The following is an 8,967-nucleotide window of genomic DNA, read 5'->3' on the forward strand; positions in this document are numbered from 1 at the left end:
ACCGTCATGGGTCACGTCGACCACGGAAAGACCAAGCTCCTCGACGCGCTGCGCCACGCCAACGTCGTGGCCGGCGAGGCCGGTGGCATCACCCAGCACATCGGTGCCTACCAGGTCAGCACGGAGGTCGACGGCGAGGAGCGCCGCATCACGTTCATCGACACCCCGGGTCACGAGGCGTTCACCGCCATGCGTGCTCGTGGTTCGCAGTCCTCGGACCTCGCGATCCTCGTGGTCGCCGCCGACGACGGCGTGATGCCGCAGACCGTGGAGGCGCTCAACCACGCCAAGGCGGCCGGTGTCCCGATCGTGGTGGCGGTCAACAAGATCGACAAGCCCGAGGCCGACCCGACCAAGGTCCGCGGCCAGCTCAGCGAGTATGGCCTGGTGCCCGAGGAGTACGGCGGCGACACGATGTTCGTCGACGTCTCGGCCAAGTCCGAGCTCAACCTCGACGGGCTGCTGGAGGCGGTCGTGCTGACCGCCGACGCGTCGCTGGACCTCCGCGCCAACCCCGACCGGGACGCGCAGGGTCTGGTCATCGAGGCGCACCTCGACCGCGGTCGCGGTCCGGTCGCCACGATCCTCGTCCAGCGCGGCACGCTCCGCGTCGGCGACTCGATCGTCGCCGGCCCGGCCCACGGCCGGGTGCGGGCGATGCTCGACGAGTTCGGCAACGAGCTCTCGGAGGCGACCCCGTCGCGTCCGGCGATGGTGCTCGGTCTGTCCGCCGTCCCCGGCGCCGGGCAGAACTTCATCGTGGTCGAGGACGACCGGATGGCGCGTCAGATCGCCGAGAAGCGTGAGGCCCGCGAGCGGGCGGCCATGCAGGCCAAGCGCCGCGTCCGCCGTACGCTCGAGGACTTCATGGCCTCCATGGAGAAGGGCGAGAGCCAGGAGCTCAACCTCCTGCGGGTCATCGACCGCGGTGTCGGTGCGATCACCGAGACCAACGTCGACCTGGCGGCCGCGTCCGACGCGATCATCATCGGCTTCAACGTCCGCCCGCAGGGCAAGGCGACGGAGCTGGCCGACCGCGAGGGCGTGGAGATCCGGTACTACACGGTCATCTACCAGGCCATCGAGGAGATCGAGGCCGCGCTCAAGGGCATGCTCAAGCCGGTCTACGAGGAGTCGACCCTCGGTCAGGCGGAGATCCGCGCGATCTTCCGCTCGTCCAAGGTCGGCAACATCGCCGGCTGCATGGTCACCAGCGGCCTGATCCGCCGCAACGCCAAGGTCCGGGTCATCCGCGACGGCGCTGTGGTGGCCGACAACCTCGACCTGGCGTCGCTCAAGCGCGAGAAGGACGACGCGTCCGAGGTCCGCGAGGGCTTCGAGTGCGGTCTCGTCCTGCGCAACTTCCAGGACATCAAGGAAGGCGACATCGTCGAGGCGTTCGAGATGCGCGAGATCGCGCGCAGCTGATCACTGCCGAGTCGGCGCCAGTTTCCCGCTCCGGCGGAAACTGGCGCCGACTCGGTGCGTTCTGGAGGGAAACTGGCGCCGACTCGGCGTCTGAGAGGCTAGGAACATGAGCAACGCACGCGTCCGCAAGATCGCCGACCGGATCCAGGTGATCGTGGCGGAGATGTTGGAGCGCCGGATCAAGGACCCGCGGCTGGGGTTCGTGACCGTGACCGACGTCCGGGTGACCGGGGACTCCCAGCAGGCCACGATCTTCTACACCGTGCTCGACACGGCGGGCGACGACGAGGCCGCGCTGGCGAGCACCGCCGCCGCGCTCGAGTCCGCGAAGGGGCTGCTGCGCTCCGAGGTCGCCAAGCAGCTCGGCATGCGCACCGCGCCGACGCTCACGTTCATCGCCGACGCGCTGCCCGAGAGCGCCCGCCACCTCGACGAGGTGCTGGCCCGCGCCAAGGCGCTCGACGAGGAGGTCGCGGCGCGCCGCGGCACGGCGTACGCCGGCGGCGAGGACCCGTACAAGAAGCCGCGTGAGGTCCAGGACGACGACGACGCCGACGCCGACGACGCGGCGGACGACGACGCCGACGACCTCGACGACGAGTGAGCGTCTCCGGACTGGTCGTCGTCGACAAGCCCGGCGGGATCACCTCGCACGACGTGGTCGCCCGGGTGCGCCGGCTCGCGGGCACCCGCAAGGTCGGCCACGCCGGCACGCTCGACCCGATGGCGACCGGCGTGCTGGTGCTCGGCGTCAACCGGGCGACCCGGATGCTCGGCCACCTGATGCTGACCGAGAAGGCCTACGACGCCACGATCCGCCTCGGTGTCTCGACGTCGACCGACGACGCCGAGGGCGAGGTGACGGCGTCGGTCTCGACAGCCGGTCTCGACGAGGCGACGGTCCGCGCGGCGGCCGCCGAGTTCGTCGGCGACCTCGATCAGGTGCCGACCGCGGTGTCGGCCATCAAGGTCGACGGCAAGCGCGCCTACCAGCGGGTCCGCGACGGCGAGGAGGTCGAGCTGAAGGCGCGTCCGGTCACCGTCCACGAGCTCGTCGTCCACGATGTCCGCGAGCTCGACCACGACGGAGCCGAGACCCTCGACCTCGACGTGTCGGTGCGCTGCTCGAGCGGCACCTACGTCCGGGCGATCGCCCGCGACCTCGGCGCCCGGCTGGGCGTGGGCGGCCACCTGACCGCGCTGCGGCGTACGGCGGTCGGGCCCTACGGCCTCGACGTCGCCCGCACGCTCGACGAGCTCGCCGAGGAGTTCACGATGATGCCGATCGCCGACGCCGCCCGGGCCGCGTTCGCGAGCCGGGACCTCGACGACGCCCAGGCGGCCGACGTGCGCGTCGGCCGGGCGCTCGACCTCGACCTCGACGGCCTCACCGCGGTGTTCTCTCCGGACGGTGAGTTCCTCGCGCTGTACGAGCCGCGCGACGACACGGCGCGGGCCGTCGCGGTCTTCGTCTGAGGCACCTCGATAGGCTTCCCCGGTGCAGATCTGGCGCTCCCTGGAGGAGGTCCCCTCCGACCTCGGACCGACAGCCGTCGTCATCGGCAACTTCGACGGGGTCCACCTCGGGCACCGGCACGTCGTCAACCGGGCGAAGGAGACCGCGGCCGAGCGGTCCCTGACGGTCGTCGCGGTGACGTTCGAGCCGCACCCGATGGCGGTGCTGCGGCCCGAGCACGCGCCGACGACGCTGACCTCGCTCGAGGTGCGGGCGGAGCTGCTGGCCGACGCCGGCGCCGAGGCGCTGCTCGCCCTGCCGTTCGACCGTGGCGTCGCCTCGTGGACGCCCGAGGAGTTCGTGCAACGGGTGCTCGTCGACGGGCTGCACGCGGCCGCGGTCGTGGTCGGCGCCAACTTCCGCTTCGGCTACCGGGCCGCCGGCGACGTGGCGACGCTGCGCGAGAGCGGTGAGCGCCACGGGTTCACCGCCGAGGGGATCCCGCTCGACGGCGGTCCGCAGGTGTGGTCCTCGACGTACGTGCGGATGAGCCTGGCCGCCGGCGACGTCGCCGGCGCCGCCGAGGCGCTCGGACGCCCGTACGCCGTGCGCGGCGTCGTCGTCCGCGGCGACCAGCGCGGCCGCGAGCTCGGGTTCCCCACGGCCAACGTGCCCACCGGTGCGATGACCGCGGTCCCGCCCGACGGCGTCTACGCCGGTCGGCTGCGGCGTCTCGACACCGGCGAGACCTATCCGGCGGCGATCAGCGTGGGGACCAACCCGACCTTCGACGGCGTGCGCGACCGGCGGGTGGAGAGCTACGTGCTCGACCGCACCGACCTCGACCTCTACGGCGTGGAGGTGGAGGTCAGCTTCGTCGAGCGGCTGCGCGGCATGGTCGCGTTCTCCTCGGTGGACGAGCTCGTGGTGCAGATGACCTCCGACGTCGACCGTGCTCGCGAGCTGCTCACGTGACCTCGCCCGCGCCCGGTGAGGCGATCGCCGCGGCCGATGCCTGGTTCCTCGAGCACGGGCTGACGTACTTCGTGCCCGAGCGCCGGGCGGACGTGCGCAGCGCGCTGCGGCTGCGGCGTACGGTCCCGCTGGTGCTGCTGGTGGCGGTCCTGGCGGCCGCCGCCGGCGCGGGACTCGCCTGGGTGTCGGGGGAGTTCAGCGCCGCTCCGGCGACCCTGGTCTCGCTCGGCCTCATCGCCGCGTTCTGGTACGCCCTCACCGCCCTGCACGCCACGGCGATCGTGGGCTGGGGTCTCAAGCGGACCTTCGGCAGCCTGCGCCGGCTGCTGCCGATGACGACCCGCGCGCTGCCGCTGCTGCTGCTCGCGATCACGTTCCTGTTCATCAACACCGAGATGTGGCAGGTCGGCGGCAACCTCTCGGTCGGCTCGCTGTGGCTGGTCGTCCTGCTGTTCGCGTCGCTGGCCGTCGCCTTCCTGCTCGTGCGGCTGCCCGAGGAGGTCGATCGCGCCGACGACGCCGTCGACGACGCCCTGCTGCTGCGCGCCTGCGCCGGCACGCCGCTGGAGCAGTCGTGCCGCGGGCTCGTCGAGGACCCCAGCGCCGACCCGGCGGCCCACGCCGAGGTCACCGGCTACGAGCGCTGGAACCTGATCCTGGTGCTGATGGTCGTCCAGGTCGTGCAGGTGCTGCTGCTCTCGGTCGCGGTGTTCGCGTTCCTGATGCTCTTCGGCACCCTGATCATGACCGACCCGGTGCTCGAGGCGTGGGCGGCCGGGAGGGGGTTCAACGAGTCGCGGGCGCTGATCCAGGTCTCGGTGTTCCTCGCCGCGTTCTCGGGGCTCTACCTCACGGTCTCGACGGTGACCGACGAGACCTACCGCGAGCAGTTCTTCTCCGGGGTGACCCGGGAGCTGGAGCGGGCGGTCGGGATGCGGGCGGTCTATCTGACCCTGCGCGGCCGCGGCTGACGGCTACGACGCGTCGAGGTCCTTCTCGACCATCGCCGCGATCGTCCCGAGTGCCGCCTCGTCGTCGCTGGAGACCTCGACGGTGTCGCCGGGGCCGGCGCCGAGGGTCATGATCATCAGCGAGGAGCTGGCGTCCACCGGGTCGCCGCCGGGGAGGCCGATGAACACCTCCACGTCGAGCTCCTCGGCGGCCTGCGCGATCAGCTGGGCGGGTCGGGCGTGCAGGCCGACGGAGGAGCCGACGGTGACGGACTTGGTGGGCATGGCGTTCTCCTTGGTGATGGGGCAGGTGGGGTGGCGCGGTGCTCAGAGGGTGCCGAGGGTGTCGGCGACCAGGTCGCGGGCGTCGGTGGGTGAGGCCGCCTCGCGCAGTGCCTGCGTGAACGCCGGCTTCACCAGTGCGCGGGCGAGCTGGGTAAGCAGCCTGAGGTGGCGGTCGTCGCCGAGGGTCCCGACGAGCAGGAACACCAGGTCGGCCGGGCCGTCCGCGGCACCGAAGTCGACCCCCGGCGAGAGCCGGGCGAAGGCGAGAGCCGGCTCGTCGATGCCGACGGTGCGGCAGTGGGGGATGGCGATGCCTCCGGGGAGACCGGTCGCCGACGTCTCCTCGCGGGCCCAGGCGTCGGCCACGACCCGGTCGACGTCGTGGGCCCGGCCCGCCTCGCCCACGGTCGTGGCGAGCGAGCGGATCACGGCGTGCTTGTCGCCGCCGAGGTCGGCGTCGAGGCGGATCAGCTCGGCGGTGATGAGGTCTGGCATGGAGTCACCCTTCGCGGAGGTCCAGGTCTCGCACCGAGACGAGATCGGGGCGGACCTGCTGGGGATGCGGCATGGTCGTTCCGGGCAGTCCCGCGGCGGCGCTGCCGTAGGCGACCGCCAGCGCGAGACGTTCCGCCGGGGGCTTGCCCCGGAGCTCCCCCAGTAGATACCCGAACAGGCTCGAGTCACCCGCCCCCACCGTGCTGACCACGGAGGTCGGCGGGGGAGAGGCGTGCCAGGCGCCCTCAGCGTTGACGAGGACCGCGCCGCGGGCGCCGAGGGTGGCGAGCACGGTCTCCACGCCCGCCTCGACCAGCGTGCGCGCCGCCTTCGCGGCGGCGGCCGGGTCGGCCTCGAGCAGCTCGGGGTCGTCCCCGGTGAAGGACGCGAGCTCCTCGCCGTTGGGCTTCATCAGGTGCGGCGCGGCGTCGGGCAGCCGCTCGACCAGGGCGCGCAGGGGCTTGTCGCTGGTGTCGACCGCCACCCGCGCGCCGCTCTCGCGGAGCAGCACCACGAGGTCGGCGTACCACTCCGGTGGGGTGCCGGGCGGCAGCGAGCCGGCCAGCACCACCCAGTCCGCGGCCTCGGCGCGCAGGCGCAGCGCCTCGGCGAGGTCGCGGCGTACGCCGTCGGTGAGCTCGGGGCCGGGACTGTTGAGCTTGGTGGTGGTGCCGTCGGGCTCGGTGATGGTGATGTTCACGCGCAGGGCGCCGTCGTGGTGCACCGGGCGGCAGTCGATGCCGGCCGAGAGCAGCTCGAGCACGAACGGGTCGTCCTTGGCGGCGGGCAGCACCGCGATCGCGGGCACTCCGGCCGCGATGCACGCGCGGGCGATGTTGACGCCCTTGCCCCCGGCCTGGGAGATCACGGCATCGGCGCGGATCACCTTGCCGCGCTTGAGCCGGCCGGCCAGGACGACGGTCCGGTCCACGCTCGGGTTGGCGGTCAGGGTCAGGATCATGCGGTCACCACCTCGAGCCCGGCGACCTCGAACGCGACGCGGTCGCCCACCGGGAGGTGGTCGTCGGTGACGATCACGTCGATCTCGTCCAGCGCTGCGAACCGCACCGAGGCGTCGGTGCCGACCTTGCTGGAGTCGGTGAGGCACACGACCTGGCGGGCGGCGCCGACGATGGCGCGCTTGACCGCGGCCTCGTCGGGGTCGGGGGTGGAGAGCCCGTGCTCGACCGAGATGCCGTTGGTGCCGAGGAACGCGACGTCGACCTTGAGCCGGTTGATCGCGGTGACGGTGTCGGCGCCGACCGCCGCCTGCGTGGTGGAGCGGACCCGGCCGGGCAGCAGGTGGAGGTCGATCTGCGGCAGCCCGGCGAGGCGCGCGGCGACGGGGACGGCGTGGGTGATCACGGTGAGCCGGTGGTCGCGCGGCAGCATGATCGCGAGCCGGCTCGTGGTCGTGCCGGCGTCGAGGAGCACGGTCCCGCCCGGCGGCGGGAGCTGCTCGAGGGCGGCCTTCGCGATCAGCTCCTTCTGGGTGGTGTTGGCCTGGTCGCGCTCGCCGAGACCGGCCTCGATGACCGCCAGCGAGCTCGCCGGCACCGCGCCGCCGTGGACGCGGCGGACCAGGCCCATCCGCTCGAGGGTGGAGAGGTCGCGTCGTACGGTCTCGGTGGTCACGTCGAACTGCTCGGCGATCGCCGCGACCGACAGGCGGCCGTGCTCGGTGACGAGCTGGGCCATGGCCTGCTGCCGCTCTTCGGCGTACATTGCGATGACACTCCTCCCGATCTTTGTATCTGTGGTTTTACGCCCGAATGTGTTGACTGTCAAGGGCGGCGGTCGTTTACTGGTGAGCATGGTCACCAGCCCCGAGGTTCGTTCTACCCTGCGCGGCACACCGGTCGTCCCCGCCCTCGCGCACGGTCCCGCCGTGATCGTGCGCTCCCAGGTCTCGCCCGAGGCGATCGACCGCTACGACCCCGGGTTCGCCGATGCCGATGCCGCGCTCGCGGCGTACGACGAGGCCGCCCAGGCCGTCTCCACCGGATTCTCCCGCAAGGCCGAGAAGGCGTCGGGCGCTGCCGCCGAGGTGCTGACCGCGAGCGCCGGCCTGGCCCGCGACAAGGGCCTGCGCGGAGCCGTCCGCAAGCACCTCGCCTCGGGTGGGGGCCTGCTCGAGTCGGTGCACGCCGGGGTCGAGCAGTTCGTCACGATCTTCACCGGCATGGGTGGGCTGATGGCCGAGCGGGTGACCGACCTGCGCGACATCGAGCGGCGGATCGTCGCGCACCTGGTCGGCGAGCCCGAGCCCGGCGTGGTCGTGCCCGAGACGCCGTCCGTGCTGGTCGCCGAGGACCTCGCGCCCTCCGACACCGCAGGGCTCGACCCGACGGTCGTCCTCGGGCTCGTGACCGAACGGGGTGGTCCGACCAGCCACACCGCGATCATCGCCCGCCAGCTGGGCATTCCCTGCGTGGTCGGCGTCGCCCACGCGATGACGATCCCGGCCGGCACCCGCCTCCTCGTCGACGGCATCACCGGCGAGGTCGAGCTCGACCCGGACGAGGCCGGTGCCGAGGAGCGCGTCGCCGCCGACGCCGCCGATCGCGCCGCCCTCGCATCGTGGAGCGGCCCGGGCGCCACCGCGGACGGGGTGCCGGTCAAGATCCTCGCGAACGTCGCCGACGGCGACTCCGCGCGCTCGGCCAGCTCCGCGCCCGTGCAGGGCGTGGGGCTGTTCCGCACCGAGCTGTGCTTCCTCAACCGCCAGGACGAGCCGTCCGCCGAGGAGCAGGCGAGCATCTACGCCGACGTGCTGGGAGCCTTCGGTCAGGACCGGTACGTCGTCGTCCGCACGCTCGACGCCGGCTCGGACAAGCCGGTGGCGTTCGCGACGCACGTGGGGGAGGAGAACCCGGCCCTCGGCGTGCGCGGGCTGCGGCTCTCCTTCGACAACCCCGGCCTGCTGGACCGGCAGCTCGAGGCGATCGCCCAGGCGGCGCGCGACACCGGCACCGAGGCGTGGGTGATGGCACCGATGGTCGCCACCGTCGCCGAGGCGGCCGACTTCGCCGAGAAGGTGCACGCGCTCGAGCTCAAGGCCGGCGTGATGATCGAGGTGCCGAGCGCGGCGCTGCTGGCCCACCGCATCCTCGAGGTCGTCGACTTCCTCTCGATCGGCACCAACGACCTCACGCAGTACACGATGGCCGCCGACCGGATGGCCACCGACCTGGCCCACCTCACCGACCCCTGGCAGCCGGCGGTCCTGCAGCTGATCGCGATCACCGCCGAGGCCGGCTTCAACGCCGACAAGCCGGTGGGTGTGTGTGGTGAGGCGGCCGCCGACCCCCTGCTGGCCTGCGTGCTCGTCGGCATGGGCATCACCTCGCTGTCGATGGCCGCCGCGGCCGTCCGGCC

General features: G+C 72.5%; 10 protein-coding genes. 6 read left to right on the forward strand and 4 right to left on the reverse strand.

Features of this window, described 5'->3' with window-relative positions; translation table 11 throughout:
* From infB to Q0L15_RS07145, 5 genes are all read left to right on the forward strand, one after another.
* Positions 1 to 1,428: translation initiation factor IF-2 (gene infB / locus Q0L15_RS07125; protein WP_296603253.1), on the forward strand; the 1,428-nt coding region annotated here is incomplete at its 5' end.
* A gap of 106 nt (positions 1,429 to 1,534) precedes the next feature.
* Entirely contained in the window at positions 1,535 to 2,032 is a 498-nt protein-coding gene (gene rbfA / locus Q0L15_RS07130; RefSeq protein WP_296603254.1) for a 30S ribosome-binding factor RbfA, read from the forward strand.
* On the forward strand, positions 2,029 to 2,904 hold the full coding sequence (gene truB, locus Q0L15_RS07135) for a tRNA pseudouridine(55) synthase TruB (RefSeq protein WP_296603255.1): 876 nt from the start codon (positions 2,029 to 2,031) through the stop codon (positions 2,902 to 2,904). The genes rbfA and truB overlap by 4 nt, the downstream gene beginning before the upstream one ends.
* Positions 2,905 to 2,926: 22 nt before the next feature.
* On the forward strand, positions 2,927 to 3,859 hold the full coding sequence (locus tag Q0L15_RS07140; protein ID WP_296603256.1) for a bifunctional riboflavin kinase/FAD synthetase: 933 nt from the start codon (positions 2,927 to 2,929) through the stop codon (positions 3,857 to 3,859).
* The gene (locus Q0L15_RS07145) at positions 3,856 to 4,830 is read left to right on the forward strand and encodes a hypothetical protein (protein ID WP_296603258.1); all 975 of its coding nucleotides are present in this window, start codon (positions 3,856 to 3,858) and stop codon (positions 4,828 to 4,830) included. Before Q0L15_RS07140 ends, Q0L15_RS07145 begins: the two co-directional genes overlap by 4 nt.
* 3 nt (positions 4,831 to 4,833) lie before the next feature.
* Here Q0L15_RS07145 and Q0L15_RS07150 read toward each other — a convergent pair whose 3' ends face one another.
* The 4 genes from Q0L15_RS07150 to Q0L15_RS07165 are packed head-to-tail and all read right to left on the reverse strand — an operon-like array spanning position 4,834 to position 7,314.
* Complete coding sequence (locus tag Q0L15_RS07150) at positions 4,834 to 5,094, reverse strand: HPr family phosphocarrier protein (RefSeq protein ID WP_296603259.1); 261 nt, start codon at positions 5,092 to 5,094, stop codon at positions 4,834 to 4,836.
* 42 nt (positions 5,095 to 5,136) lie between these two features.
* A complete protein-coding gene (locus Q0L15_RS07155) occupies positions 5,137 to 5,589 on the reverse strand; it encodes a PTS sugar transporter subunit IIA (protein ID WP_296603260.1) in 453 nt (150 codons plus the stop codon).
* Positions 5,590 to 5,593: 4 nt separating this feature from the next.
* Positions 5,594 to 6,550, reverse strand: a complete 957-nt coding sequence (locus tag Q0L15_RS07160) for a 1-phosphofructokinase family hexose kinase (protein WP_296603261.1) — start codon at positions 6,548 to 6,550, stop codon at positions 5,594 to 5,596.
* Positions 6,547 to 7,314 carry a DeoR/GlpR family DNA-binding transcription regulator gene (locus tag Q0L15_RS07165; RefSeq protein WP_296603263.1) on the reverse strand — a complete coding sequence of 256 codons (768 nt, stop codon included), beginning with the start codon at positions 7,312 to 7,314 and terminating at the stop codon, positions 6,547 to 6,549. The genes Q0L15_RS07160 and Q0L15_RS07165 overlap by 4 nt, the downstream gene beginning before the upstream one ends.
* An 88-nt stretch (positions 7,315 to 7,402) precedes the next feature.
* Between Q0L15_RS07165 and ptsP the strand changes: the two genes are divergently transcribed.
* On the forward strand, positions 7,403 to 8,967 hold a 1,565-nt coding region (ptsP, locus tag Q0L15_RS07170; RefSeq protein ID WP_296603265.1), incomplete at its 3' end, for a phosphoenolpyruvate--protein phosphotransferase.

Origin of the sequence: Nocardioides sp. (assembly GCF_024509035.1) — a bacterium.
Classification (GTDB): Bacteria; Actinomycetota; Actinomycetes; order Propionibacteriales; family Nocardioidaceae; genus Nocardioides.

What these genes read in the sequence shown, in the direction of transcription:
- rbfA (WP_296603254.1), top strand. Translation starts at nt 1,535, where the DNA reads ATGAGCAACGCACGCGTCCGCAAGATCGCCGACCGGATCCAGGTGATC.
- Q0L15_RS07165 (WP_296603263.1), bottom strand. Translation starts at nt 7,314, where the DNA reads ATGTACGCCGAAGAGCGGCAGCAGGCCATGGCCCAGCTCGTCACCGAG.
- Q0L15_RS07155 (WP_296603260.1), bottom strand. Translation starts at nt 5,589, where the DNA reads ATGCCAGACCTCATCACCGCCGAGCTGATCCGCCTCGACGCCGACCTC.
- Q0L15_RS07160 (WP_296603261.1), bottom strand. Translation starts at nt 6,550, where the DNA reads ATGATCCTGACCCTGACCGCCAACCCGAGCGTGGACCGGACCGTCGTC.
- Q0L15_RS07150 (WP_296603259.1), bottom strand. Translation starts at nt 5,094, where the DNA reads ATGCCCACCAAGTCCGTCACCGTCGGCTCCTCCGTCGGCCTGCACGCC.